Raw genomic sequence first — 25,979 nt, 5'->3', positions numbered from 1 at the left:
GCTCTAACGAGCAGCCGCAGTGAATAGGCCCAAGCGACTGTTTATCAAAAACACAGGTCTCTGCAAAATCGAAAGATGACGTATAGGGGCTGACGCCTGCCCGGTGCTGGAAGGTTAAGAGGAGTGCTTAGCGTAAGCGAAGGTACGAATTGAAGCCCCAGTAAACGGCGGCCGTAACTATAACGGTCCTAAGGTAGCGAAATTCCTTGTCGGGTAAGTTCCGACCCGCACGAAAGGCGTAACGATTTGGGCACTGTCTCAACGAGAGACTCGGTGAAATTTTAGTACCTGTGAAGATGCAGGTTACCCGCGACAGGACGGAAAGACCCCATGGAGCTTTACTGTAGTTTGATATTGAGTGTCTGTACCGCATGTACAGGATAGGTAGGAGCCGTAGAGATCGGGACGCCAGTTTCGATGGAGGCAATGGTGGGATACTACCCTTGCGTTATGGCCACTCTAACCCGCAGCCCTTATCGGGCTGGGAGACAGTGTCAGATGGGCAGTTTGACTGGGGCGGTCGCCTCCTAAAAGGTAACGGAGGCGCCCAAAGGTTCCCTCAGAATGGTTGGAAATCATTCGAAGAGTGTAAAGGCAGAAGGGAGCTTGACTGCGAGAGCTACAACTCGAGCAGGGACGAAAGTCGGGCTTAGTGATCCGGTGGTTCCGCATGGAAGGGCCATCGCTCAACGGATAAAAGCTACCCTGGGGATAACAGGCTTATCTCCCCCAAGAGTCCACATCGACGGGGAGGTTTGGCACCTCGATGTCGGCTCGTCGCATCCTGGGGCTGTAGTCGGTCCCAAGGGTTGGGCTGTTCGCCCATTAAAGCGGCACGCGAGCTGGGTTCAGAACGTCGTGAGACAGTTCGGTCCCTATCCGTCGCGGGCGTTGGAAATTTGAGAGGAGCTGTCCTTAGTACGAGAGGACCGGGATGGACTTACCGCTGGTGTACCAGTTGTCTCGCCAGAGGCATCGCTGGGTAGCTATGTAGGGAAGGGATAAACGCTGAAAGCATCTAAGTGTGAAGCCCACCTCAAGATGAGATTTCCCATTTCTTTAAGAAAGTAAGATCCCTGAGAGATGATCAGGTAGATAGGTCAGAAGTGGAAGGCCAGTGATGGTTGGAGCGGACTGATACTAATCGATCGAGGACTTAACCAAAAAGAAAAAAGCACGTAAACTCGTAGAGTTTTGATTTCTTCGATCCAGTTTTGAGTGAGCAAAACTTACTCAATTGAATAGTGTGGTGGCGATAGCAAGAAGGATACACCTGTAACCATGCCGAACACAGAAGTTAAGCTTCTTAGCGCCGATTGTAGTGAAGGGTTTCCCTTTGTGAGAGTAGGACGTCGCCACGCAGTCAAACACATGTCTTCACTGACATGTGTTTTTTTGTTATTACAATGATGTATCATTTTTCTAAAAACAATCACTTAAAATAACTTTTTATGGAAAAAAATGATACACTAGTAGTGAAGTATTTTTAGGAGGGATCATATGACTGACGATGCCAAAAAAGAACAAAAATTTGTTCAAGATCAAGACGTTGTTTCAGTTTCAACGAATGAAGAAGTATCCTTTGGCGATATCAAACAAGTCGCCTCAAAAAATATCGGTCAGATGCTGCAAGACCTGCAAGATTTTGAAGTAGCGATCGAAAAAGAGGATATTCCTGAAATTTATCGTATATATAATGGTCGATTGCATAAACAGCTAAAAGAAACATCAAATCAAAATCATGAGATTGACGAATTACTATCAAGAAAGTTCCATGATAACTTCACCCAAACATTTCCTTTCATGATGCATTGTGCCAAAATTTCTCCTACCGTGCATTACTATAAGTTAGGGACCTATTATCATGAGCGAGCGACGATTGGTATCGATGCGAGCATTCCAGAAATTTTTGTTATCCCTGAGATAGACGAAGAATGGGAGAAGTTTCAACGAGGCGATCGTGAGATGCTGACAGCCATCGAACAACAAATGGATAAGCTGGAAGCCAAACGGATCACTGCCCTATCAGAAGTAAAGGAAATCCAAAATCAGATCGATAAGCTTACGGCATCTGTAAATGAATTGAGTGAGTCAAAGGGCTTTTTCAATCGGACAAAAATCGATGAAGAACTAGAGCAGTTGACTTCTGAGCGAAAAGCATTAGAAGCCAAACGTCGGGAATGGGAAAGATATTCAAATAATGACGAAGAGGTTTTTGCTGAAAAAGAGCGTCTGCAACAGCAATACCAAACATTGCGCTTAAAGAAAGCAATCGTGGAAAAAGAATTCCGTCAAATTGATACCTTTTTTGGATCATTTGATGAATTTACGGCAAAAATAATGGCTTTCTTAGCTCACTATACTGGAAAGGAGCTGACTGAAGTTGACGAAAGAAACGCAGACGAATCCTGAGGAATCACAGCTGCTGGAGCAGGAACCGACTCTAGAGGTCCAAACAGAAGGAGCTAATGAAGTCGAGGAAAACGTACCAACAAATTCGACGGACTTAGTGAATGATGGTCCTTTAGTAGAAGATAGTGGAAATGTAGTGGATGATTCTTTTGATTCAGCAAAAGAAGAAACTGACTACGAAGATGATTATTATGCTGTAAAAGCGCAAGATCACCAACGAATCGAATCGCTTATTGAGCAAGCCGAAAACGAACTAGCTGATTTAAAATTGAGAAAATCAATTATGGAAGCTGATTTTTCTGGATTGCTTGCTCATTATCGCCAGTTGATTTTAACAGATCAAGATATTTCGGTGATCGCCAAAAAGACATTGCTTGAATACTATGCCTATGAATTCTTGAAACCATTAAAAACGATTCATTTAACTGCTACTGATAACTATGACACATGGAAGACAAAGCATTTCAATGTCCGTTTTCGTTTAACAGAAACAAAGGAGCTCGAGTTTAGTTTCAAACTTAATCCAGTCAATTCTACGTATCAATCTAATTATTTGCCATTGTTGACTATCAATTCAAACTCCCAGTCGGTGGTTGTCAATGATGAACAGATTTTGCATTTAATCAGTCAATGGCATGCGGAGAATATTTTCTCGGTCAATCAGCTTTCGCTCTTTAATTATGATGTCAACTTGGTATTGGCGCATTTAAAAGAATTAGGCTTTACGGTTTCACCAAGCTTGATCGACAATACCCAAACATTGGCTGTCGATATGGAGACGGACTTTGCTGTTGCAGCAGAAGTTCTCGATCAAATTTTCATTATTACAATGGAGAATCAGCAATATGATTTTATCACAGAAAACAAAGGTGAAATTCTTGTTTTACTTGATAAAAATCAACGATTGACGATTCATTTGTATACAGAGTCCACTTTACTAACGATTGATTCAGATCAATGGAAGCGATCCTTATTAGATTTCTTCACAAGCTATCCATTTTTGGTTCCGCTTGTCGTGGAAGGTGAAGAATAAATGTTCTAAATTCATTAAAAGTGCTAGAATGGTTTTTATAACTATTCAGCACTTTTTTTTTTGGAAGGAGCAGTATGATGAAAAACAAAGCACTAGGTTTTTATGAAGGACGATCTTTAGATGAGTCAAATATATTTATTGAAAAGGAAATTCCGATACCCAATTGCCAAGCAAATGATTTATTGGTGGAAGTACAGGCAGTTTCGGTCAATCCAATCGATACAAAAAGACGGCAAATGACTGCTTTAAGTGAAGCGTTCCAGATCCAAGGGTATGACGCCGTTGGGATCGTTAAAGAAATCGGCTCAGCAGTTAATGGCTTTGCCGTTGGTGATCGGGTGTTTTATGCTGGAACCACACAACGACCTGGTGCGAATCAAAGGTTCCAAACAGTTGATTCTCGGATCGCAGCAAAGGCACCAGCCGGCTTTTCTGATGGCGATCTTGCAGCTATGCCATTAACGAGTATTACAGCGTGGGAATTGCTTTTTGAAAAATTTGGGTACGTGCCTGAAGAAAACGCGAATGATGGATCGATTTTATTGGTCAATGCCAGCGGTGGTGTTGGCTCAATTGCGGCGCAACTAGCAAAATGGGCAGGATTGACAGTCTATGGCACTGCGAGTCCTAAGAACGATCAGTGGCTTAAAAACAATCAAGTGGATCAAGTACTTAATCATCGCTTGCCGTTGGCTGAACAAATCACTGAGCCTTTTTCAGCCGTTGCAATTTTTTATGACGCCTCGGCCTATTTGCCACAATTAACGAAAGCAATCTTGCCGTTTGGCAAAGTCGGAATGATCGTGAATTCGAAAGAAGCGCTAGATTTAAATCCATTTAAAAACCTCGGCATCGATTTTTATTGGGAGTATATGTTCGCAAAAACAGATGCTCAGTTGATGATTGAAACACAAGGGAGCATTTTGCAACGGATCGCCTCGTTACTCGCTGACAAAAAGATCCATACGACTGCGGTCCAAACGTTTAATGGAGGAATTACCATCGAGACCTTAAAGCTCGCTACAAAAGCGGTTGAGCAAGGAACGAAAGGAAAGACAGTGATCACTGGAGGCGTCCGCTAGATGGAAGAAGAGGAAGCGATGCTGTTTTGGGATGAATTTGCCCAAGAATATGCACAGATTCAAAGAGAATCCCAATTGAAAATTGCCGAAGAGGTAGCAGCTTTTTTGGTGGAGCAGAAAGTGTTCCCGATATCGGTCTTCGTTGACTTTGCTGCGGGGACTGGCCGCTACATTTCAGCATTTTATCCTTATGTAGATGAGTATTACGCAATTGATTTTTCAAAAGAAATGTTAAAAATCATTGAAGAAACGACGGAAGATCCGATGAACAAGCTCCATCTGGTTCAGCAGAGCCAAAAAGACTTTTTATCTGCAGACCAGCACTGGCCCTGTATTTTTATGGCAATGAATCCAGCAGTCAGAGACAAGGAAACATTGCTTCAGTTTCAAAAAAAGGCCCATCAATTGATTATTCTAAGAATGATCACAGAAGAAGAAAACGTGTTTCAGCCATATGAAAAAAATCTTTCAGCGAAGAATGACCTGAACCTAAACACTTGGTACAAGAAGTGGTTTTCAGAAGAAGCGATCGATTGGCAGAGTCGGCAATTCGAGTATATTTTGAAGGAGGAGATCGATCAAGAAATATTTCATCTTTATTTTGAGGAGGAGTACTCATTGGAACAACGGCAACAAATGGTTCAACATGTCTTTGGTGAGGCATTGACTGTCGAAAGCCAAACGAAAATCACTTTTGAGCTTCTTTTAGCTTAAGTAAAATCACACAATGGGTATCAAAAAAACGAGATTCTGACATAAGATCAAGAAACAGGTACAGGAGCTAGGCTTCTTTTGGCTGCTGACTGGAAACATCTTATGCTGGAATCTCGTTTTACAGTGAATTTGCTACAATAGAAGGTATACGATGCTGCCTAATAACAGTAAAAAAATGATGTTGACGACAAAAAACAGCTTTTGAAACGTTCTCGCTTCTTTTGGTCTGGCTTGTTTCAATAATTTGTACCCAATCAAATTCGCCAAAGAAGCAATCAATGTACCCAAACCACCAACATTGACGCCCAAAAGAACGGCTTTTTCTAAATCGGTGAAAGGAGCAATCAAAATTGCTGCTGGAACGTTAGATATTCCTTGGGATAGTAAAATACTACCTAAAAAAGCGCGATGCGTTTCTTGAAAATACGGTCGAATGTGATCGGTGACCAGAGATAGGTCTTGAATATTCCCGACGATCAAGAAGAAGCAGAGAAAGGTAAGTAGTAACCGATAATCAACTTTTGCAAATAATCGTTTATTGCTAAACCAAACGACGGCTGCGACGACAAGCACGGCGATTGAAATAGGGAGAATACTAAAAATACCAAGAATCATAAGAACAAATAATCCTGAATTAAGCAGCGCTGGCTTTTTTTCAAAGGGTTCTTCTTGCAGGGCGATTTCCAATGGAGTCTTTGGGATGAGCTGGATCGAAACAAGGAGTAATAGTAATGAAAGTCCCACAAAGGTGCCGGTAGTCCACATGAATTGTGGCAGCGAAATCTGATAGTAAGAAAATAAAAATAGATTTTGCGGATTTCCAAATGGAAACAGGCTGCTTCCTAAATTGGCTGCTACGATCAAATAGACAGCGCCTAATAAGACACTGGTGTGCTGTTGTTCTTTCCTCGTTAAGAGTAAATAGATGGGCAATAAAGTTAAGATAGCCACGTCATTTGTTAAAAACATCGAACTGAAGAAGCTTAGCAAGACGATTGCGCGGATCAAGTCACGCAGATTGCGACTTTTTTCCACTAATTTTTGTCCAAATGCTCGTAAAAGACCAGCTTCTTCTAACCCATTGATTACTAACATTAATCCAAACAGTGATAAAATCACTTTAAAGTCAATAAACGACCAACGGAAGGTGCCGAAAAAACACGCAATAAGTGCTAGTAGCAGGGAAATCGAAAATAATCGATCCGTTCGAAAAAATGCTAACATTCGTTTTCCCATAGTTCACCACCTTTCTTCTCAAGAATTTTACCATTCCTATGCTTTAGGAACAATAAATAACGCTTTTTCCATCGAACTCAAAGACATTCAGGCAATTTTTATAGTTGACAAACGACTCATTAATTGGGAAATTAGTATGTGAAAGGTGAAGGAGGTTCAAGAATGAATGTGATGCAGCTGCTTGAAAAAAATCAGCAGGTACATTTTCAAATTTTGGCTGTTTTTTTTCAGAATGGCTCAGAAGTCTCTTATAAAAAACTTGCAAAAACGTTATCCATTTCCGCGCCCACTTTGCAAAAAGAACTTCAAAATCTTCATCAAAATTTAGCTGCTTTCCATGAAGACGCAGCTTTGATCTATTCAGAAAATGATCAAGTGCAATTGGTATTGCCTCTTGATTTTTCCCTGAAGCAATTTTTTTATGCGTATCTTTCAGAAGCAATCGATTTTCAGATATTGTCGTATTTGTTTTTTCATCGAGATGAGTCAACGACGAAAATGATGTTAGAACTGATGTTGAGTGAAGCTTCATTGTTTCGTCGATTCAAAGCGATCAATCAGTTATTGAAAGAATTCGACATCCAATTAAAAAATAAAAAATTGATTGGGGATGAAAAACAGATTCGCTTTTTCTATTATCAGTTTTTTTCACAAAGTTATCCCAATGAAGAATTGATCGCTCGCTTGAATGCACCAGCCATCAACAATTTGATTCGAGTCATTGAAAAACAGTTGCAGACAACGTTTAGTCAAGCAGAGCGTTGGAAAGTCGGGCTTTGGTTAGGCATTATGGAAGCCCGTTTTGATTATCGCGGCTCGCAACAGCATGAAGCCTCGTATCCATTGTTGAAGTCATTGGAAAATGAAGCGATGTTTCAGCTTTTGCGGAATATACTAGGGCGCTATCTCAGTCGTTTTGCCGTATCCTGGAGCGATTATGAAACGGTATATTTCTATTTATTTTTATTAGCTGAAGGCTTGATTCGCCCTTCACTGGATGACTCCTTGCAAAAATCACTTTTCTTCCAAGAGATCGATGCGTTAAATGGGGAGCTGCTGCAGGCCATTGGTGATAGTGAAAGAAAGACTACAGAAACTTCTACGGAATTACGCGTCTTCTTGACGAGTGTGACGATCCAAGCGTTGTATATTCATGGCGGCATTATTGCCTTTGCTGAATTTCAGCCGCAAAGTGTTGCGAATGAGAGCTTGATCGAAGTGGCACAGCAAGCAATCGAACAGTTGGAGAAAAACGTAAACCAGTCCTTTTCTCTTGAGAAAAAGCAGCATTTGACCAATGAATTGCTTTTGATCCGTCAATGGATTCAAGTAAAACAGGAAAAAGCATTTACGGTAGGGATTTTACTGACTCAATCACGATTACGCAGTGGCTTTTTACGGCGCTTTTTGATCAAAGAATTGGCTGGCTATCCGAATATTCACTTCGATGGGACGAAGGAGAAGGACTATGATCTATTGATCGTTGATCATTCTGAGATCTCGGAAGGCTATCGTTATAAAAAACGATTGATTTTAACAGGTGGTGCAACCCCATTTGAAGAAGAGCGGCTTCATCAAATCGTGGATGAAATACGAAATGAGAACCTTGAAAGCGAGTTGGAAAAGATATGAGAATAGTGATTATTGGAGGCTCTCATGCAGGAATTGCTGCTGCCCGTCATTTAAAAAAAGTTGACCCAAAAGTCGATGTGATAATTATAGAAAAATCAAGCGTTCTTGGTTATGTTGCCAGCAGTTTGAATTTAGTACTGGAAGGTTACATTCAGCGTTTGGAAGATTCCAAAACGGCAACTGCCAGTGAACTTCTTTCAGAAGGAATCAATGTGATGCTAAACAGTGAAGTCACAAAAATCTTTCCGCAAGAACAAACGGTTCATTTTGTCACATCAACGGAATCTTATCAGCAAGAAGATGAAGTGAGTTATGATGGCTTGATTTTGGCGATGGGATCGAGTACTTTCCGTTCGGAGTTTGCCTCAGATGTCGAAGCACATATAACGACCTACAAAACCATTGGTCAATCAAAGCAAGCATTAGAAAAAATCGAGAATGCCCAAACCGTTGCGATCGTCGGCGCTGGTCTGATCGGGTTTGAATTAGCGGAATCTTTAAGCGGACAACAAAAAGCCGTTCATTTGATCGATCGCATGGATACGCTGTTGTTCCGTTATTTTGATCATGAAATTGCCAAAATTTTGATGGAACGCTTTCCTAAAAATTTGCAGATCTATCTTAACAGCAATGTCGCTCATACGATCAAAAATGAGAAAGGCGATTATCAAGGAATTGAGCTGTCAAATGGAACGAAAATTCAAGCTGACGTGGTCGTTTATGCTGTCAATCCACGTCCAAATGTTGCGCTAGTAGAAGATTTTCTGAAATTAAATCTGGATGGCACGGTATCGACAAATGAGTATTTGCAAACGTCTGACCCAGCGATTTATGCAATTGGGGATCTTGTTTCGATCCCATTTAATCATTCGGATAGCTCCTTGTATATTCCTTTAGTAACAAATGCTTACCGCACCGGGATCGTTGCTGCCACCAATTTATTGGCAAATGAACGGGGAACAACGAAAATTCCTTTTCCAAAAATGCAACGGACCGTCGTCAGTAAATTGTTTGGCTATTTCGTCAGCAGTTCAGGTATTAATGAGACCGAGGCACCGTATTACGGCTTTGAAGTAGATTCAGTGACGCAAACATTTCATTCTCGGACATTTTTCGCGACAGATGAGGATTTTGAAGTAACGTTAAAACTGATTTTTGATCAGCAAACGAAAGTGATCATGGGGGGACAAATCATTACGAGTGATCGTGGAAGTTTGGAGATCATCAATACGATCTCAACCTTGATCAATAGCAAGACGACCTTGCACCAGTTAGCAACAATGGATTATTTTTTCAATCCAACCATCTCATTTCCACTGCACTTTTTGAATCAATTGGCCCTTGATGGCTTGTTAAAGTAAAATAGTAAGTCTTGATAAACCTGCGATGATCGCAGGTTTATTTTTGTGAATTGACATTAATCGAGAGAAAATAGCAATTGCGCCCATGAAAGGTATCGCGTATTAAACCAGGTGGGGTTGTGCTGAACTTTGATGCCAACTGGTATCGCTATCTTTTTGATGAAGAAACTCGTAAAAAATATGACGACGCTCGTTTTATGACTGAACGATTTTTGGTAAAGGATTGTTATCGGCAGACGAATGTTCCTTGGATGGAAACGTTAGCTCATCAGTACTCTTTATCTGAAAAGCTACGCCTAGCATGGGATGAGCATGTGTGAACTACACAGGGGGTTCAACAAATTGAAACGAATGAACGTGTGAATGATTTGTTATTGAATGAAACTCAGAAGTTGAATCTAGCCTTCTCAAGTATTTATTTGATTTAAGCGATTAAATAGGCTCCGTTGAGAAAAAAAGACGTGCTCGCAGTCTTTTATAAGAGAAAAATATCACATAATCCCTTGCCTTCGCAGATTCGTTTTCACTGAAATTGCGTTGGTAAAGGGATTTTTTAAAAAAATTCTTGTGATTTTAAGTGAAATACGGTACCCTATTAAAGAGAGTGAGAATCATTCTCAATAAGGAGGGGGCGGGGCATGTTGAAAAAAATCGGATTACTGCTGATCTTGATTTTTCTTGTGGGCTGTTCCTTACTCGTAGGAACTCATGAATTATCATTAAGTGGTTTACAGCAGGGTGATCCGAATCATTGGCTTGTTTTGGTAAAAGTTAGGCTCCCACGGACAATCAGTTTGATTATTGCAGGTGGAATCATTAGTTTATGTGGGAAAATCATGCAACATATGATGCAAAATAAATTTGTGGCATCTGAGTCGATCGGGTTATCTGATAGTGCTCGTTTAGGAATTTTGCTAGTCATGCTTTTTCTGCCAAATGCTTCAAACTTGATTCGGACAACCGCAGCATTTGTGTTTGCTTATGCAGGTGTTTTGTTCTTTTTATTTTTAAGCCAATTTCTACCAAAGAAAGATCCAATGATGCTCCCTTTGACAGGGGTGATGTTCGGTAATATCATCGGTGCCATTAGCAGCTTCTTGGCCTATCGCTTCCAATTGGTTCAAAATGTCTCTTCTTGGCTTCAAGGAAACTTCGCTACCATTATGGCTGGCCAGTATGAACTTTTGTATTTGACGATTCCAGTATTCGGTCTGTTGTATTTCCTAGCTTATGAAATCACGATTGCTGGTTTAGGAGAAGGTGCCGCCAAGAGTCTAGGGATCAATTATCTGTTTTTACGCTTTGCTGTGTTCGCTCTGGTGGCGTTTGCCAGTAGTGTCGTTTTATTGACCGTTGGACAAATCCCTTTTCTAGGAATCGTTATCCCAAATATGATCGGCATGGTCTTTGGGGATCATTTGAAGAATAATCTACTGCTGATCAGCTTTGCTGGAAGTGCATTTTTACTTTTATGTGATGTATTGGCACGCATCGTGATTGCTCCGTATGAGATGCCCGTAAGTGTGGTTGCCGGTGTACTAGGTGGCTGCTGCTTCTTGATTTTGCTGCTGGGGAGGAAGTTTCAATGAAGAAAAAACTCTTTCTTTTGTTCTTTCTGATCCTTTGTGCCGCTACTGCCTATCTGACCTATAGCACCTATGGTAATTGGTCATTTGCTTTTGCATTGCGGGGCCGTCGGATCTTCGCCTTTGCTCTGGTGGCGATCGCAATTTCCTTTAGTACGATCACCTTACAGACTATTACGAGCAATCGCTATTTAACACCAGGAATCTTAGGCTTGGATCAACTATATGTCCTGGTTCAGACCCTGTGTTTCTTTTATATTGGCGGGATCCAGATGCTAAGCCAAGAAACAGCAGCGATGTTTTTATTTTCTGTCAGTCTGACTGCCATTCTAGGAAGTTTATTGATCGGTTTTTTCTATCAAAAAGCCGTCAACGGGTTGTTTTTGTTGTTGATGGCTGGAATGGTATGCGGCACGATGTTCAGTAGTCTGAGCACGTTTTTGCAAGTCTTGATGGACCCGAATGAATATGATTTACTGCAAGGACGCTTATTCGCTAGCTTTGGCAATATCAATACGCAACATCTCTTAATTGCTGCTGTGATCATTTTGATCGGTAGTAGCTGCCTGATTCTGTTGATTCCAGAATTGAATCTATTACATTTAGGAAGCGGGCAAGCCAAAAGTCTAGGCGTTCCTGTTCAATGGCTTCATAGAGGTATTTTATTTTTGATTGCGCTTCTGACAGGTACCGCTACGGCACTCGTAGGTCCAGCTGTTTTTCTCGGCTTTGTAGTGGCAACGATCACCTATCAGCTTTTTCCCACCTATCGCCATGGGTGGTTGTTTGCGGGTGGCAGCCTGATTGGTTTTCTCCTGTTAGTAGGAGGGCAGTTCTTAGTGGAACAAGTGTTTCAATGGCAAACGACCATCGGCACCGTGATCCAATTAGTAGGCGGCGTCTTCTTTATAAGCAAATTGCTGCTGGAAAGGAAAAAATCATGATCGAAACAAAAAATGTATCCAAAAATTATGCGAAAACACAGGTGTTGACCGAATGTTCTTTAGCATTACCTGAGCAGAAAATGATTGCCTTTATCGGGCCTAATGGTGCGGGGAAAAGTACCTTACTCTCCTTGGTCAGTCGGATGCTGGACCAGAGAACTGGTGATATTTATTTAGATGGAACTGAGATTCGCCAATGGAAATCCAAAGAGCTAGCCAAAAAAATGGCTTTTTTGCAACAAAGCAATCGCTATGCAGTCAATCTGACTGTAAGAGAACTGGTGGCATTTGGTCGCTATCCGTATAACCGCGGGCGACAATCGGCAGCAGATGATAGGATCATTGATGATTCTTTAGCTAAGCTATCCCTTACCGAATACGCCAATCAATCGATCCATGAGCTTTCTGGTGGTCAGCTACAACGAGTTTACTTGGCGATGATCTTGGCTCAAGATACAGATTATCTGCTGTTGGACGAACCGTTAAACAATCTAGATTTGAAGCACGCCAACCAGCTGATGAAGCTATTGACCACCTTGGTGGAAGACTATCAAAAAACCGTTGTGATCGTTTTGCACGACATTAATTTTGCCGCTCGCTACGCCGATCACATCGTTGCCATGAAAAACGGTCAGATTTTTAAAGCGGCCGACACTGAGGCTGTGATCCAGGAGCAAGTGTTGGCATCGTTATATGAGATTCCAATCAAACTGGTACAAGTGGATGGTCGGCAATTTTGCTATACCTTCCAATAAAATGTATTTCTAAGGAGGAAAAAAATGAAAAAAATTGTAGTAAGCTTTATGAGTATTTTCGTATTAGCGGGGTTGACCGCATGCGGATCAAATAATACTGGTACAATCGAATCGACAGGGACACAGCAAAGCCAAACTGCTCAGAGTGAACAGACACCGACAGAGGTTGAAATCACTGATAGCAATGGAACCGTTACTGTTCCTTATGCACCAGAAAAAGTGGTGGTTTTTGACAATAGTGCCTTAGACACGATGGATGCGCTTGGCCTTGGGGATCGAATCGTTGCTGCTGCGACCAGCAATTTACCAGATTATTTATCAGCGTATGCAGATGTTGAATCAGCAGGGGGAATCAAAGAGCCTGATTTAGAAAAAATCAATCAACTGCAGCCAGACCTAATCATTATTTCTGGGCGACAACGTGATTTCCAAGAGGAATTGTCTGCAATCGTGCCAACTGTTTTCTTAAGCGTTGACAATAGTGATACTTGGGCATCGATCGAAGCCAACATTACGACCATTGGTCAAATTTTTGGTAAGGAAGAGGAAGCGCAAGAACAACTAGCATCGTTACAAGGTCAGATCGATACCTTGAAGGAGCAAGCGCAAAATGCTGACGAGAAAGCCTTGGTTGTTATGGTAAATGAAGGCAATCTTTCTGCTTTCGGTCCAGGTTCTCGTTACAGTATCTTGTATGATACATTTGGTTTCCCTGCAGTAGATGAGGAATTAGAGGCGTCGACACATGGACAAAGTATATCTTATGAGTATTTGCTTGAAAAAAATCCTGATATCATTTTCGTGATCGATCGGACAAAAGCGATCGGTGGCAATGAAAGTGAAAGTGAATTTGTTGCAAATGAAATCGTCCAAGAAACAAATGCTGGGCAAAACGATCAAGTCATTGAATTGGACGCTGCGGTTTGGTATTTAGCAGGTTCAGGCTTGGAGTCGATCCAACTAATGATGGACGATGTCAAACCAGCCGTTGAATAAATAGGTGAGAAAAGCAATCAAGTAATAAGGGAAACGCTTATCAGTAGACTGAGAACGCGTGTCCCTTTTTATTTTCCTTTTTTCTAAGACCTGCGACTGATTTTTGATAACTTTATCAGCTTTACTTTACCTGTCGTAGTAATTGTTTTATAATTAGTACGACAGATGAAGTAATTTAGGAGGCGATTGCGTGATCTCGAGTGACGGAATTCGCGGCTATAACGACGCAATCATTTTATCCATTCTTTCCAATGAAGATTCTTATGGATATGAAATATCCAAGCGTATTCGCGAAGGAACAGATGCTTTATATGTGATCAAAGAAACGACGTTGTATTCCGCTTTTACTCGGCTAGAAAAACAAGGATTGATCCGTTCGTATCCAGGAGAAGTGACACATGGCAAAAAGCGGACCTATTACCAGATAACTGCAGACGGAAAAGCAAGCCTTACGGAGAAAATATTGGAGTGGCAGCAGACAAAGATCGTCGTTGACCAGTTCTTACAAGGAGGAGACAAATGAAAACCATTCATGACTATCTAGACAGCTTATTTTTATCAGTACCCATCACACCAGAAACCAAGAAGGCAAAAGAAGACCTCTTAGCGATTATGGAAGACCACTACTTGGAACTGATTCACCAAGGGAAAAGTGAGCATGAAGCCATTGGTGCAGTAATCAGTGAGTTTGGTTCCGTAGACGAGCTGTTGCAAGAGTTAAATGTTTCAAAAGAAGAAGAGCCGATTGATGATTGGTCCGATGCCATCACAGAAGACGATGCGTTTGATTATTGGGGAACTGTGCGACACTTTGCTTTCTCGTTGTCTATAGGGATTGGATTTTGTATCGCAGCTTTTGCAGCCTTGATGCTTTTTGTCAGTTTCTATGCGGAATTATTTGGTGTAATGGTCATGATCCTTTTTATCGCCATCGGGGTCGGTTTTATTATCTCTAGCAGTTTGCACTTTTCCGGTGCTCGTAAACAGTTGGATGATCGTCCAATCAAAAGGGATGTCAAACGAGAAGCCGCTCAGCAACTCGCAAATTATGAAAAAAGTTTTCGAATAGGTCTTGTTTTAGGAATTGGCGCCTGCATTTTTTCGATTGCGCCTGTACTGTTAAGCGAGCTGATTTATTACTCTGTTGAATTCGGTATTGCGCTATTTTTCATGACGTTTGCAGTAGGTGTGTTCTTTATTATTTATGTAAGTATTATCCGTACAGGCTTTGCGAAGCTGGCAACTGAGACGTATTTTATTCGCGACGAAGACAATCCTGGGGATCGAGCAACACGTCATAAATATGGCGAATCCGCTGGTCGAGTTACCTTTTTTCGAACAGTCTACTGGCCAGTGATTTTGGTTGTTTATATGCTTTGGTCCTTTATGTTTCAGGCGTGGGCTTACTCTTGGGTCATTTTTGTGATCGGCGGCGTATTAGAAGACTACTTTATCGGACATACGAAAGCTAAAAAATAAGAGACGCTTCAACCGAGAGTGCTTTCTTTACTTTTAAAAAAAGGAAGACTATAATACGCCTTGTAACTGAACCCATCAAAAAAGAACAGCGAGAAATGAAGTTCTCTCAATGCTTTTTAAGAGTTCAGAAAACAAGAAAAGAGGCAATGGATATGTTAGAAATTCATTATCTGAAAAATGGCAGCAAAGAAATAGCAACAGTCGAATCCCAGGAGCGCTTTCTTGCGAGCCAATACTTGGAAGTTCCACCTTTTCAAGACCATTACCCAGTCGAAGAAGTTTTTTTAGACGGCAAGCGGATCACGTTGAGGGAGCGAACGATCAGTGGATTGTTCAACTATTTAAATACTAAATAAAAAAATTGTCTTTTTCTATGACTCACGTTACTTTGTGAGGAATCATAGGAAGAGGCAATCTTTTTTTGTTTAATTGAGAATAGGAGATGTAATTGAGAATCTAACAGGTAGGAACTTTGCTTAGATATGATTAACCAAACTTTTTACTATACTCTATTTGTGTTGGATAGAAAATAAATATGCTCATTTCTGAGGAGGATAACATTTTTTTTGACTATTTCTGAATAAACTATTGCTTTTTATAGTTAGATATACTAATAATTAATAGAGATTATTCTCAAATAATTATTCTAATTGGAGGAAATGATATGTCATTAATTGGAAAAGAGATTGGTTCATTCGAAGCGAAAGCTTACCACAATGGAAAATTTATCGATGTTTCATCAGAAGATTTTAAAGGAAAATGGAACGTTGTTTGTTTTTATCCTGCAGATTTCTCATTTGTTTGTCCGACAGAGCTTGAAGATTTGCAAGATCAATATGCATCATTAAAAGAATTAGGCGCAGAAGTTTATTCTGTATCAACAGATACTCATTACACCCATAAAGCATGGCATGATCACTCTGATGCCATCAATAAAATCGAATATATCATGATTGCAGATCCTTCTCATGTGATTTCAGAGATCTTTGATGTACTAGATGAAGCTTCTGGGTTGTCTCAACGTGGAACATTCATCATCGATCCAGATGGCGTAGTCCAAACAGTTGAGATCAATGCGGACGGTATCGGTCGTGACGCTAGTGGCTTGATCGATAAAATCCGTGCTGCACAATATGTCCGTACTCATCCAGGTGAAGTATGTCCTGCAAAATGGAAAGAAGGCGAAGAAACTTTAACGCCAAGCTTAGACCTTGTAGGCAAGATTTAGGAGGCTCTCATGGCATTAGATAAGGCAATCAAAGACCAACTGACACAGTATCTCGCGATGCTAGAATCAGAGGTTGTTTTTGCGGCAACTTTAGGTGAGGATGATTCTTCCACGAAAGTACGTGAATTCTTAGAAGAAATCGCAGAAATGTCGCCAAAAATCACGATCCAAGCTGTAGCAAGTGAACGGACACCAAGCTTTTCGATCAATCGTCCCGGTGAAGAAAGCGGCATCGCTTTTGCTGGTTTACCGTTAGGACATGAGTTCACTTCGTTTATTTTAGCGTTGCTTCAAGTAAGCGGTCGTCCGCCGAAAATTGACGAAACACTTCAAAAGCGCATCAAAGCGATCGATAAGCCATTACATTTTGAAACCTATGTCAGTTTGACCTGCCATAACTGTCCTGATGTTGTTCAAGCGTTAAATATCATGGCAGTGCTAAATCCTTCCATCAGTCACACTATGATCGAAGGTGGGATGTTCAAAGAAGAAATTGACAAGAAAAAAATTATGGCTGTGCCAACCGTCTTTTTAGACGGTGAAGAATTTGCAAGCGGCCGTCAAACGATCGAACAGTTGTTGGAAAAAGCAGCTGGTCCGACGAGTAAAGATGACTTTGCTGAAAAAGAGCTTTTCGATGTGTTAGTTGTCGGTGGCGGACCTGCAGGCGGAAGCGCAGCGATTTATGCAGCGCGTAAAGGCATCAATACTGGGATGGTCGTCGAAACAATGGGTGGACAAGTAATGGAAACCCTGGGGATCGAAAACATGATCGGTACTCCTTATACCGAAGGACCAAAATTAATGCGTCAGGTAGAAGAGCACATCAACGAATACAATGTAGATGTGATGAAAGGGCAGCGTGCGAAAGATATTCGCCGCAATGACGTCATCGAAGTTGAATTAGAAAATGGTGCAGTATTAAAAACCAAAACGGCCATTTTAGCAACTGGCGCTCGCTGGCGTAACATCAATGTTCCAGGAGAAAAAGAATTCAAAAATAAAGGTGTTGCCTATTGTCCACATTGTGACGGCCCGTTATTTGCTGGGAAAGAGGTTGCTGTCATTGGCGGCGGAAACTCTGGGATCGAAGCAGCGATCGATTTAGCTGGCATGGCAAAACACGTCTATGTTCTTGAATTTTTACCAGAACTAAAAGCGGACCTTGTGCTACAAAACCGTTTGAACACGTTAGAAAATGTGACTGTTATTACGAATGCGGCAACGAAGGAAATTGCTGGATCCGATCATGTCGAACAATTGACCTACATTGACCGTGAAACGAATGGCGAATTCACATTAGCTGTTGAGGGTGTCTTCATTTTGATTGGCTTAATGCCGAATACTGAATGGTTAAAAGACCGTATCGTTTTAAACGAGCGTAATGAGATCGTGGTAGACAAACACGGTGCAACCAACATTGAAGGGGTCTTTGCAGCGGGAGATTGTACCGATAGTGTATACAAACAGATCATCACTTCAATGGGTTCAGGTGCCACTGCGGCATTAGGTGCCTTTGATCACCTGATTCGCTCGTAAGCATCTGCATCATTTAAAATCTAAAAACGTCTCAGGGGCTTCTAGGAGCTGCTGAGCGTTTTTTCTTTTTGTAAGGGCAGTTTGGGTGCAGTTGACAGACGGACAGCTTCTATATTACAATGAAAAAAACTCGTTCAAAAAAGAAAGAGGTATATTGATGAGTGTCGTAGGTATCTAACCAGCCAATTAAAACAAATAAGCAAAAACAGACTGTTTATTTGTTGTGCCTGTAGATACCGATAAAAATCGTTATTGATGAATCAGGTGATGGGAGACTGTCGCTTTTTTTGTACACTTTTTTGGACGGGGATGTTACCGGGATCCTCAGGCACAAGAAAGGATTACTCATGAATATACCAAAAGCAACTGAATTTGAACAAATCAAAGAACAAGTAAGTAAAAAAATAATCAGTGATTACGGCAAAGCGCGCTTTGCGAATGAAAAACCAGCAGCGACGATCCACTCTGCGCAAAAACGAGTGACAGAGACCACTGAAGCGATGGCGCTATTAGCCGCCGGTCGTCAAGTCCCTTTCATGGGGCTGCAGCATGTCTTACACCATACGGAGAAAATTGAAAAAGGGTTTGTTTTAGAACCACAGGAGCTTATTGAATATGGAGACTTTTTACGGTCTTTTCGAATCATCCGTCAATTGTTCGAAAAGAATCAATCGATCGCCCCAAAATTACATCAATATGCGCAAGGTTTAGAAGACTTTTCTGAAATCGCCGAAATGATTTTCCAAAAGATTCGCAATGGTCAGGTTGATAGTAATGCCAGTCGAGAATTGCGGAAAATTCGCGGTACGATCGAAAAATATGAAGCTGATCTGAAAAAAGTTTTTGCAAAGTTTTTTAAGGAAAGTCGCTATTTACAAGAAAATCGTGTCATCAAAAAGAACGACCGATATACATTACCCGTGCGTGCTGAATTCCAACAGCAATTCAAAGGAACGATCATTGAACGTTCCAATAAACGAGCGACTGTCTTTATTGAACCGGAGGCAGCTGCCCGTTTAAATGATCGATTGATCTTGGCGCAAGCAGAAGAAACAGCCGCTCAATACCAAGTGTTGTCAGAGTTGACAGGGGCGATCGCCGAACAAATGAATGCCGTGTTTGCCTGTCTTGACATTTTAGTTGTGCTGGATATTATTTTTGCTCGGGGAAAATATTGTCGGGAAATCAATGGGCAACCGATAACTATGACTGAGGAAGAAGTCTTGCTTCTTGATCAAGTCCGCCATCCTTTGCTGGGGCGTGATGCGGTTCCTCTTTCTTTAAAACTTGGAGAAGAAAACCGCTGTATGGTCATCACGGGGCCCAATGCTGGAGGAAAGACCGTCGTCTTAAAAACCGTTGGGCTTGTTTGCGCAATGGCTCATTATGGCTTATTTCCAGCACACAATGGCAAAAGCATTGTTCCGTTTTTAAAAAGTCTTTGGATGGATATTGGCGATCAACAAAGTTTGGAAAATTCTTTAAGTACCTTCTCTGGACATATGTCGAACATTGCTCAGATTATGAAGAATGCTACCCGACACAGTATTGTTTTATTGGACGAAATCGGCAGCGGCACCGAGCCCAATGAAGGGGCTGCTTTGGCGATCGCCATCATGGAATCCATCTATCGCTCAGGAGCTTTAATGATCGCAACAACGCATTATGGTGAAATCAAGCAGTTTGCCGTCGATCATCAAGATTTCGAAACAGCGGCAATGGCTTTTGATGCCAAAACCTTGACACCAAAATATCGCTTGCTGACGAATGCAGTCGGTGATAGTAATGCGTTTTGGATTGCCGAGAAGATGGCGATTCCCGTTGACGTAGTCCAAACGGCAAAGGAATATTTAAAGCATAAAACCTATTCTTTTGAGAAGCAGCCTTTTGAAAAGGGGAAGAAACAAACCCCTCAACAAGAAGCCAAGATAGATCTTATTTTTCAAAAAGGAGACTTGGTCTTTTCAACAGAACATAACCAGCGCGGGCTTTTTTATGAGTATTTGGAACAAGGACAAGCGAAAATTTCAATTGAGAAACAATTTTTTGTCGTTGCCGCACGTCGCTTGCAACTCCTCACAAAGCGAGAGGTGCTCTATCCCGCTGGTTATGATCTTGATCAGCTATTCGTTGAGTTTGCGCAGCGCAAGTTTACTCGAGATATTGAACGGGGATCAAAAAAAGCGCAGAAGCAGTTACGAAAAGCAGCGCAAGAACGGCAAACCAATCGACCAGTGGATTGATAGATCAAGAAAACTTTCAATCAATAGACCAAAATCAAGCAAGCAGTCCTTTTTCAGCACCTAGAAAAAGGACTGCTTTTTTTAAATGTTCGTTTTTTTAATAACATCCTTTATCGATGCCGTTCTTTTGTTTGGATGATTATTTTGGTTGTTTTTTCTTTATAGAGCAGAAAATATTCGAAATATCTAAATTCTTTAAGAAAAGTTAAAGAAAAATAAAAATAACAGAGAATTGGTTGTATCTTTATTCGAGGAAGGGTACCATTCATATTGGATTGAAAAATAACATATAACCTTGTTAGGTGAGGCTCCTATACAAACACAAGCTATTGCGCAGAAACGTCGAAAGACGCCAATGTGTAAAACAGGAATTGTCGGATTAAGGCTTTTCATAAAATAGCTAAGAGAGCAAATGACTTTCTTTACGTTGTATAGTGCTAAAACTCGGACGATGAGATTGCTGCTAAAGTCTGACGTCCTAAGAGAAGTGAGACTTTTTTGCTTTTCTTTCTGATGGATGACGAAGCTCATAGAGCAAAATAACTGGTACCGTCTGAACACCTACTCCAAGGCAAGAGGAGTGGAAGCAATGATAGAAAAAAAGAAGATCGATTGGCTGCTGATCATAGCTTATTTGCTATTGAGCCTTATCGGTCTTTTAATGATTTATAGTGCAAGTTCATACCGTTTATTAACGAGAGATCAACCACCAGCGTCGCTGTTTATCCGTCAATTGGTCTTTTTGTTACTTAGCTGGGTTCTTTTATTCATTATTCAGCGGACGCGAAGAGAGATTTTACTTAGCAAATACTTAGCGATCGGTCTGCTAGCATTTGGGATCTTTACCTTGCTCTTAGCTCGTTTGCCCTTTTTCGGTGTCTCTGTTAATGGGGCACAACGCTGGGTCTCGATCGCAGGGATTCAATTTCAACCTTCAGAGATCGTGAATGTAGGGATGGTCTTGTACCTTGCTCATTACTTTCAAACAGCAAAAACCACCTTGCAGGAAATGAAACGTCCGCTTTTCGTTTTGTTTTTGTGCTGTGTGTTGATCCTGATTCAACCGAAAGTAGCCGGTGTGATGATTTTACTCTTTTTAGCATTTGTCATGATAACTACGGTACAAGTCCCTGTGAAGCTGACGGCTCTTTTATTTGGTGGCTTAGTGATCAGTCTATTCCTGGTTGCCCTGTTGATCATGTTTTTAGGTGACAATGATTTATTGCCCCACATGTTTATGCACGTATATAACCGAATTCGCTTAGTAGGCGATCCATTCTCCGACCCTTACAATCAGGGGTTCCAAATGATCCATTCTTACTATGCTTTATTTAATGGAGGGCTTACTGGTCTCGGTTTAGGAAACAGTATTACGAAAAAAGGCTTCTTACCAGTTGCGGAAACCGATTTTATTTTTTCCGTTTTAGTAGAAGAGCTTGGCTTGCTTTTCGGGATTTTTGTTATTGGCTTATTATTCGTAATCATCTTACGTTTATTTATTCGTTCCGCAGCTATTGAAAACCCTCAGATTGGATTGATATTGCTAGGAACAAGTACATTACTTTTGTTGCAAACAAGTATCAATATAGCCAGTATTTTAGGGTTGATGCCGATGACGGGGGTACCGTTACCATTCATCAGCTATGGTGGCTCCAGTTACTTTATTCTTTCATTTGCCTTTAGTATGTGCCTGAAATTAGAGCGAGAGGAGGGCAAACGAAATGAAGTTCCTCAAACGACATGATGCAAACTATGCCTTGCTGCTGCCCGTTTTTCTACTTTTTTTGCTAAGCATTTGGGTCCAGCATCAAGCTTCTATAATGGATGGCAATGATCCTTCTGGAATCGTTTTTCGACAGATCGTTTTTTGTGTTCTATCCGCCATCGCGCTCTTCGTTACAAGTTTGATCCCAACCAATCTGCTCTTACGCTTTTCGGGTCTTTTGTATGTATTGGCGCTAGGTTTGATGGCTTCTCTTCATTGGTTCTACGATCAAACGATGTTTGAGCAGACTTCTACCAAACGCTGGATCAGAATCGGCGACTTTACCATTCAGCCCTCAGAGTTTATGAAAGTGGCCTTTATGCTTTTTATGGTCTATCTCACCTTAGTGTATGAAAAACGAAAAGCCGAACGGACCATTAAATCCGATTTGATCTATGTCACTAAGATCTTGCTTTATAGTATACCGACATTTCTATTGATGTTTATGCAACGGGACTTTGGTACGAGTTTAGTGTTTATCGTGATGTTAGTGGCTTTATTTATTATCTCTGGTGTTCATTGGAAAATTTTGACCGTAGTGATCGGTTTGATTGCAGCCCTTGGCGCTATTTTATTGCTGCTCGTGTTTACGGAATGGGGCAATCGTGTCTTGTTTCGACTTCATTTCTCGCAGTATCAATTAGACCGGGTGCGAGCATGGGCAGATCCCCTAGCGTATCAAGACTCTATCGCGTTCCAACAAGTTCGCAGTATGTGGGCGATTGGCTCAGGAGGCTTATTGGGAGCACCTGACACCCATACAACAGTGTACGTGCCGGTTCGTGAATCAGATATGATTTTTACAGTTATTGGTGAAACCTATGGCTTTTTAGGAAGTACTTTAGTGATCTTCTTGTATTTTTATCTCATCTATCAAATCATTTTCGCTGCGTTAAAAACGAATAACAAGGCGTCGGTCTATATCGCCATCACGTACGTTTTTGGCTTAGTCTTTCAGATCTTTGAAAATATCGGCGCGGCGATTGGGTTGCTGCCATTAACGGGAATTCCTCTGCCATTTTTAAGCCAAGGAGGAACCTCGTTGATTGCGATCAGTATTGCGATGGGAATTATTTTCGGGTTAGAAAAATTCCCGACTAAAGCGAAGAAACGATCGTACGCATTAAAAGAAAGTAGGGGATTAACATGAGCAAGACAGCAAAACAAGGGGTGATAGGTGGACTGCTTTGTAGCTGTTTCGCATGGTTGTTTTTCCTTGTAGCACTAGAGCCGCAGTGGTTCCAAACGCTTGATAACCTGTTTTCCCACGTGCCTCAATGGCGGACGGCTACAGTAGAAGCGATTTTTGTTCCGCTTGCTAGCACGGCAACGATCGTCCCGATAGCGGCTATTCATTTTCTATTGGCAGCAATTTTGTTTCTTCGGAAGAAACGGATCGAGAGTTTTTGGTTGATGGGAAATATGATCATAATCAGTGGTGTTGGCCAAGTGATCAAGAAATTCGTTGATCGCCCAAGACCGGAGTTTGCTGACAGTATGGAACGGGCGTCCGCCAGTTTTCCAAGTGGGCATACACTATTAGCGACCACGCTAATTATTTCTCTCCTCTTTTTCTTCGCACAAATAGCTTCTGGCAAAAGAGGCAAACGACCTATTAGCCAAAAAATAGCTATGTTTTTGGGATTGGTTTATTTACTGCTTATTATGATGAGCCGCCTGCTATTTGGGGTTCACTATCCTAGTGACTTGTTAGCGAGTATCTTATTGGCAAGTGGAATCAGCTCGATTACGTGTTCAATAGTTTTTTCAATAAAAAAAAGGGTGCTTAGGGGGGAATAAATTGAGTTTGGTAAAAAAAATAATTATTGTATTTTTGGCTTTGCTTACAGTGGTTGTGGCATCGGGGACTGCGTACGGAATCAAAGTATATTTTCAAGTTGAAAATGTTGCGCACTCGATTCATCGGCCGATAGAAGGAAGACAAGAAGCAGAGGTGATAGAAAACACAGAGCCTTTAAGTCTGCTTTTGCTAGGAATTGCCAATGATGCTCGCCGGCAAACAGATTATCGTGCCAATACGATCATGATTGCAACGTTGAATCCAGTTACGAAAAAAACGACACTTACGAGTATTCCCAGGGATGCGTATGTTGAAATTGTTGGTCAAGGATATGAAGATAAAATCAACCACGCACATTCCTTTGGCGGAGCAAAGATGATGATTGAAACAGTGGAACAATACCTTAATGTTCCGATTCATCATTATTTTTCTTTAAATATGGATGGTATGGCAGATCTAGTTGATGCGATTGGCGGTATTACCGTTGAAAACGATTTTGCATTTACTGCTGAGGATATCTATTTTGAAGAAGGTATCCTTGATTTGGATGGCTGGGAAGCACTTCAATATACCCGTATGCGCAAAGAAGACCCTGAAGGTGACTATGGACGCCAACGTCGTCAGCGAGAAGTGACAGAGATTTTGGCCAATGAATTAGTTTCTCTATCAAGCGTGATGCGGATTCAGGATCTGTTAACGATTATTGGGGAAAATGGTGAAACAGATTTAACGTTTTCTCAGATGAGTCAACTATTCACCCAATATCAATCGGCACTCGTTACTGTCGAATCTTACCAAATGGCGGGTACTGGGTTCACTGGCGATGGCTTTAGAGGTGAATACGGTATCTCTTATCAAGAAGTGTCGCCTGAAGAACAACAAGCGACGAGTCAGCGTTTAAAAAGCGAATTAATGCTTGATTAAGTAAGCCTTGGGTTTAATTAGTAATAACACCACTTCCTCTTTGTTCCTCTAGTAAATCGTGATTAGAGTTGACAGCTGCTTTTCCTCAGGATACTCTTTAGTCAAGCAAAGCAATTCGGCTTGAAGGGTAGCAAGAGCCTGTTCGGAGAAGGACTGTTAACTCTTTATTTGTTGCTGCATCGTTTGGTTAAAAGTTACAAGGGGGAAAAGAATGACTATCATCTTTAAAGATCAATTACCAGCGGATTCATATCAGATACTCGCTTTGTATAAATGTTTTGGCTGGTTCGCCTATACGAAAGAGCCAGAGCGACTATTAAATGGCCTAGCTCAGTCGCAGGTGATCACTGCCTATGTTGAAGAGCAGCTAGTCGGACTTATTCGATGTATAACCGATGGACAAACCATTCTTTATATTCAAGATCTGTTAGTAGCGCCAGCGTTCCAACGTAAAAAAATTGGCCAGCGATTGCTCAAAAAAATGCTGGCGAATTATCCATCGATTCGACAAAAGGTTTTGATCACGGACAACACAGAGAAAACGCGCCGATTTTATGAGTCTTGCGGCTTTTCCTCTGTAGAAACGCAGCAAATTGCAGCATTTATTTATTCACCTAAAAACGAGTAGACAGCCAGGAATCCGATCGCTAGTTGAAAATGGTCAATTTATTAACGGTTTTATGTTTGATGAAGGAGTGGGAGAAATGAAGCTGCGATTTGCGTTATTTGTGTTAAGTTTAGTGATTGGTGTTGGCGCATGTGGAGGAAGCATACTGGCGTTTATGAGTATTGAGCCATTAAGGAAAGGACAGTCATTTGCTGGATTGGAATCGTCCATGCTCCAAGGAACGCCATTTACAACATTTTTGATTCCCGGGGTGTTTTTGCTAATTGTGTTAGGACTGGGCAATTTATTGGCAGCTATCCGATTGTGGCGCAACCAAGGGTATCATGGCGAATTGCTTTTAGGCATCTGTTTAGTTATCTGGATCATTGTTCAAGTGATTTTATTAAGGGGCGGGAATGTTTTGCATCTGATTTTCTTAATGTTAGGTTTACTCCAGCTCGGTGTGGCAGCTTACTGTATCAAACACTTGCAACTCTCGGTTCCTTTTTCTGCTCATCAAAATTGATTTTGCAGAAGGGTTTTATGGGTAAAATAATTAAATTAATCAAAAGTTTCCTGTGAAAAACGTGGATTTTTGAAAAAATATTCGCAAAAGGATCATTCGCTTAAAAAATTATGATA

General features: G+C 41.2%; 24 protein-coding genes, 1 rRNA gene, 1 riboswitch and 1 other annotated feature (1 of these 27 only partly in view). Of the genes, 24 read left to right on the top strand and 1 reads right to left on the bottom strand.

Annotation, left to right across the window (positions count from 1 at the left end; translation table 11 throughout):
• Positions 1 to 1,164, top strand: a sequence feature (mutual gap in cmsearch alignment for this rRNA model is longer than 100) (it extends 3,162 nt beyond the left edge of the window).
• Positions 1,165 to 1,245: 81 nt separating this feature from the next.
• From rrf to A5878_RS09210, 5 genes are all read left to right on the top strand, one after another.
• Positions 1,246 to 1,361, top strand: a 5S ribosomal RNA gene (gene rrf, locus A5878_RS09230).
• A 139-nt stretch (positions 1,362 to 1,500) separates the two neighbouring features.
• The gene (locus A5878_RS09225) at positions 1,501 to 2,412 is read left to right on the top strand and encodes a hypothetical protein (protein ID WP_005226241.1); all 912 of its coding nucleotides are present in this window, start codon (positions 1,501 to 1,503) and stop codon (positions 2,410 to 2,412) included.
• The gene (locus A5878_RS09220) at positions 2,384 to 3,445 is read left to right on the top strand and encodes a hypothetical protein (RefSeq protein WP_086295457.1); all 1,062 of its coding nucleotides are present in this window, start codon (positions 2,384 to 2,386) and stop codon (positions 3,443 to 3,445) included. Before A5878_RS09225 ends, A5878_RS09220 begins: the two co-directional genes overlap by 29 nt.
• A 74-nt stretch (positions 3,446 to 3,519) precedes the next feature.
• A complete protein-coding gene (locus tag A5878_RS09215) occupies positions 3,520 to 4,527 on the top strand; it encodes a zinc-binding alcohol dehydrogenase family protein (RefSeq protein ID WP_086295455.1) in 1,008 nt (335 codons plus the stop codon).
• Positions 4,528 to 5,241: a class I SAM-dependent methyltransferase gene (locus A5878_RS09210; protein ID WP_081116334.1), complete on the top strand. Its 714-nt coding sequence runs from the start codon at positions 4,528 to 4,530 to the stop codon at positions 5,239 to 5,241.
• A gap of 132 nt (positions 5,242 to 5,373) precedes the next feature.
• On the opposite strand, the gene A5878_RS09205 is transcribed toward A5878_RS09210, so the two are convergent.
• Positions 5,374 to 6,477: an SLC13 family permease gene (locus A5878_RS09205; protein ID WP_081116333.1), complete on the bottom strand. Its 1,104-nt coding sequence runs from the start codon at positions 6,475 to 6,477 to the stop codon at positions 5,374 to 5,376.
• 162 nt (positions 6,478 to 6,639) lie between these two features.
• On the opposite strand from A5878_RS09205, the gene A5878_RS09200 reads away from it, so the two are divergent.
• From A5878_RS09200 to A5878_RS09105, 19 genes are all read left to right on the top strand, one after another.
• Positions 6,640 to 8,109, top strand: coding sequence for a helix-turn-helix domain-containing protein (locus A5878_RS09200; protein ID WP_010748448.1), 1,470 nt, complete (start codon positions 6,640 to 6,642; stop codon positions 8,107 to 8,109).
• Positions 8,106 to 9,470: an FAD-dependent oxidoreductase gene (locus tag A5878_RS09195; protein ID WP_005226235.1), complete on the top strand. Its 1,365-nt coding sequence runs from the start codon at positions 8,106 to 8,108 to the stop codon at positions 9,468 to 9,470. The genes A5878_RS09200 and A5878_RS09195 overlap by 4 nt, the downstream gene beginning before the upstream one ends.
• Before the next feature lie 119 nt (positions 9,471 to 9,589).
• The gene (locus tag A5878_RS09190; protein WP_017144376.1) at positions 9,590 to 9,790 is read left to right on the top strand and encodes a hypothetical protein; all 201 of its coding nucleotides are present in this window, start codon (positions 9,590 to 9,592) and stop codon (positions 9,788 to 9,790) included.
• 318 nt (positions 9,791 to 10,108) lie between these two features.
• Positions 10,109 to 11,059, top strand: coding sequence for an ABC transporter permease (locus A5878_RS09185; protein ID WP_074536720.1), 951 nt, complete (start codon positions 10,109 to 10,111; stop codon positions 11,057 to 11,059).
• Positions 11,056 to 12,000 (top strand): iron chelate uptake ABC transporter family permease subunit, encoded by a 945-nt coding sequence (locus A5878_RS09180; RefSeq protein ID WP_086295453.1) that lies wholly within the window; start codon positions 11,056 to 11,058, stop codon positions 11,998 to 12,000. The genes A5878_RS09185 and A5878_RS09180 overlap by 4 nt, the downstream gene beginning before the upstream one ends.
• On the top strand, positions 11,997 to 12,755 hold the full coding sequence (locus A5878_RS09175) for an ABC transporter ATP-binding protein (protein WP_074536722.1): 759 nt from the start codon (positions 11,997 to 11,999) through the stop codon (positions 12,753 to 12,755). The genes A5878_RS09180 and A5878_RS09175 overlap by 4 nt, the downstream gene beginning before the upstream one ends.
• A gap of 24 nt (positions 12,756 to 12,779) precedes the next feature.
• On the top strand, positions 12,780 to 13,751 hold the full coding sequence (locus A5878_RS09170) for a siderophore ABC transporter substrate-binding protein (RefSeq protein ID WP_086295451.1): 972 nt from the start codon (positions 12,780 to 12,782) through the stop codon (positions 13,749 to 13,751).
• Between the two features lie 190 nt (positions 13,752 to 13,941).
• Positions 13,942 to 14,274 carry a PadR family transcriptional regulator gene (locus A5878_RS09165; RefSeq protein WP_060791991.1) on the top strand — a complete coding sequence of 111 codons (333 nt, stop codon included), beginning with the start codon at positions 13,942 to 13,944 and terminating at the stop codon, positions 14,272 to 14,274.
• Positions 14,271 to 15,230: a permease prefix domain 1-containing protein gene (locus A5878_RS09160; protein ID WP_086295449.1), complete on the top strand. Its 960-nt coding sequence runs from the start codon at positions 14,271 to 14,273 to the stop codon at positions 15,228 to 15,230. Before A5878_RS09165 ends, A5878_RS09160 begins: the two co-directional genes overlap by 4 nt.
• Positions 15,231 to 15,382: 152 nt before the next feature.
• Positions 15,383 to 15,586, top strand: a complete 204-nt coding sequence (locus A5878_RS09155) for a hypothetical protein (protein WP_179190640.1) — start codon at positions 15,383 to 15,385, stop codon at positions 15,584 to 15,586.
• 308 nt (positions 15,587 to 15,894) lie between these two features.
• On the top strand, positions 15,895 to 16,458 hold the full coding sequence (ahpC, locus tag A5878_RS09150; RefSeq protein ID WP_005226227.1) for an alkyl hydroperoxide reductase subunit C: 564 nt from the start codon (positions 15,895 to 15,897) through the stop codon (positions 16,456 to 16,458).
• Positions 16,459 to 16,467: 9 nt separating this feature from the next.
• Entirely contained in the window at positions 16,468 to 17,997 is a 1,530-nt protein-coding gene (gene ahpF, locus A5878_RS09145) for an alkyl hydroperoxide reductase subunit F (protein WP_074536726.1), read from the top strand.
• 347 nt (positions 17,998 to 18,344) lie between these two features.
• Positions 18,345 to 20,240: a mannonate oxidoreductase gene (locus tag A5878_RS09140; RefSeq protein ID WP_081116329.1), complete on the top strand. Its 1,896-nt coding sequence runs from the start codon at positions 18,345 to 18,347 to the stop codon at positions 20,238 to 20,240.
• A gap of 287 nt (positions 20,241 to 20,527) precedes the next feature.
• A riboswitch (M-box (ykoK) riboswitch) is annotated at positions 20,528 to 20,703 on the top strand.
• Between the two features lie 126 nt (positions 20,704 to 20,829).
• A complete protein-coding gene (locus A5878_RS09130) occupies positions 20,830 to 21,984 on the top strand; it encodes an FtsW/RodA/SpoVE family cell cycle protein (RefSeq protein WP_074933644.1) in 1,155 nt (384 codons plus the stop codon).
• Positions 21,962 to 23,155 carry an FtsW/RodA/SpoVE family cell cycle protein gene (locus A5878_RS09125; RefSeq protein WP_086295446.1) on the top strand — a complete coding sequence of 398 codons (1,194 nt, stop codon included), beginning with the start codon at positions 21,962 to 21,964 and terminating at the stop codon, positions 23,153 to 23,155. Before A5878_RS09130 ends, A5878_RS09125 begins: the two co-directional genes overlap by 23 nt.
• The gene (locus A5878_RS09120) at positions 23,152 to 23,805 is read left to right on the top strand and encodes a phosphatase PAP2 family protein (protein WP_074536729.1); all 654 of its coding nucleotides are present in this window, start codon (positions 23,152 to 23,154) and stop codon (positions 23,803 to 23,805) included. Before A5878_RS09125 ends, A5878_RS09120 begins: the two co-directional genes overlap by 4 nt.
• Before the next feature lies 1 nt (position 23,806).
• On the top strand, positions 23,807 to 24,730 hold the full coding sequence (locus A5878_RS09115) for an LCP family protein (RefSeq protein ID WP_005226221.1): 924 nt from the start codon (positions 23,807 to 23,809) through the stop codon (positions 24,728 to 24,730).
• Between the two features lie 211 nt (positions 24,731 to 24,941).
• Positions 24,942 to 25,358, top strand: coding sequence for a GNAT family N-acetyltransferase (locus A5878_RS09110; RefSeq protein WP_086295444.1), 417 nt, complete (start codon positions 24,942 to 24,944; stop codon positions 25,356 to 25,358).
• A gap of 76 nt (positions 25,359 to 25,434) precedes the next feature.
• Positions 25,435 to 25,863, top strand: a complete 429-nt coding sequence (locus A5878_RS09105) for a hypothetical protein (protein WP_228077459.1) — start codon at positions 25,435 to 25,437, stop codon at positions 25,861 to 25,863.
• Positions 25,864 to 25,979: the final 116 nt, after the last annotated feature.

This window comes from Enterococcus sp. 3G6_DIV0642 (assembly GCF_002140635.1).
Lineage (GTDB): Bacteria > Bacillota > Bacilli > Lactobacillales > Enterococcaceae > Enterococcus_D > Enterococcus_D casseliflavus.
Note: the sequence above shows the minus strand (reverse complement) of the source record. Positions and strands in the feature narration are given on the sequence as shown.

Coding starts and splice junctions, on each gene's coding strand:
- A5878_RS09225 (WP_005226241.1), top strand. CDS start 1,501: ATGACTGACGATGCCAAAAAAGAACAAAAATTTGTTCAAGATCAAGAC.
- A5878_RS09215 (WP_086295455.1), top strand. CDS start 3,520: ATGATGAAAAACAAAGCACTAGGTTTTTATGAAGGACGATCTTTAGAT.
- A5878_RS09210 (WP_081116334.1), top strand. CDS start 4,528: ATGGAAGAAGAGGAAGCGATGCTGTTTTGGGATGAATTTGCCCAAGAA.
- A5878_RS09205 (WP_081116333.1), bottom strand. CDS start 6,477: ATGGGAAAACGAATGTTAGCATTTTTTCGAACGGATCGATTATTTTCG.
- A5878_RS09200 (WP_010748448.1), top strand. CDS start 6,640: ATGAATGTGATGCAGCTGCTTGAAAAAAATCAGCAGGTACATTTTCAA.
- A5878_RS09195 (WP_005226235.1), top strand. CDS start 8,106: ATGAGAATAGTGATTATTGGAGGCTCTCATGCAGGAATTGCTGCTGCC.
- A5878_RS09185 (WP_074536720.1), top strand. CDS start 10,109: ATGTTGAAAAAAATCGGATTACTGCTGATCTTGATTTTTCTTGTGGGC.
- A5878_RS09180 (WP_086295453.1), top strand. CDS start 11,056: ATGAAGAAAAAACTCTTTCTTTTGTTCTTTCTGATCCTTTGTGCCGCT.
- A5878_RS09175 (WP_074536722.1), top strand. CDS start 11,997: ATGATCGAAACAAAAAATGTATCCAAAAATTATGCGAAAACACAGGTG.
- A5878_RS09170 (WP_086295451.1), top strand. CDS start 12,780: ATGAAAAAAATTGTAGTAAGCTTTATGAGTATTTTCGTATTAGCGGGG.
- A5878_RS09160 (WP_086295449.1), top strand. CDS start 14,271: ATGAAAACCATTCATGACTATCTAGACAGCTTATTTTTATCAGTACCC.
- A5878_RS09155 (WP_179190640.1), top strand. CDS start 15,383: ATGTTAGAAATTCATTATCTGAAAAATGGCAGCAAAGAAATAGCAACA.
- ahpC (WP_005226227.1), top strand. CDS start 15,895: ATGTCATTAATTGGAAAAGAGATTGGTTCATTCGAAGCGAAAGCTTAC.
- ahpF (WP_074536726.1), top strand. CDS start 16,468: ATGGCATTAGATAAGGCAATCAAAGACCAACTGACACAGTATCTCGCG.
- A5878_RS09140 (WP_081116329.1), top strand. CDS start 18,345: ATGAATATACCAAAAGCAACTGAATTTGAACAAATCAAAGAACAAGTA.
- A5878_RS09130 (WP_074933644.1), top strand. CDS start 20,830: ATGATAGAAAAAAAGAAGATCGATTGGCTGCTGATCATAGCTTATTTG.
- A5878_RS09125 (WP_086295446.1), top strand. CDS start 21,962: ATGAAGTTCCTCAAACGACATGATGCAAACTATGCCTTGCTGCTGCCC.
- A5878_RS09120 (WP_074536729.1), top strand. CDS start 23,152: ATGAGCAAGACAGCAAAACAAGGGGTGATAGGTGGACTGCTTTGTAGC.
- A5878_RS09110 (WP_086295444.1), top strand. CDS start 24,942: ATGACTATCATCTTTAAAGATCAATTACCAGCGGATTCATATCAGATA.
- A5878_RS09105 (WP_228077459.1), top strand. CDS start 25,435: ATGAAGCTGCGATTTGCGTTATTTGTGTTAAGTTTAGTGATTGGTGTT.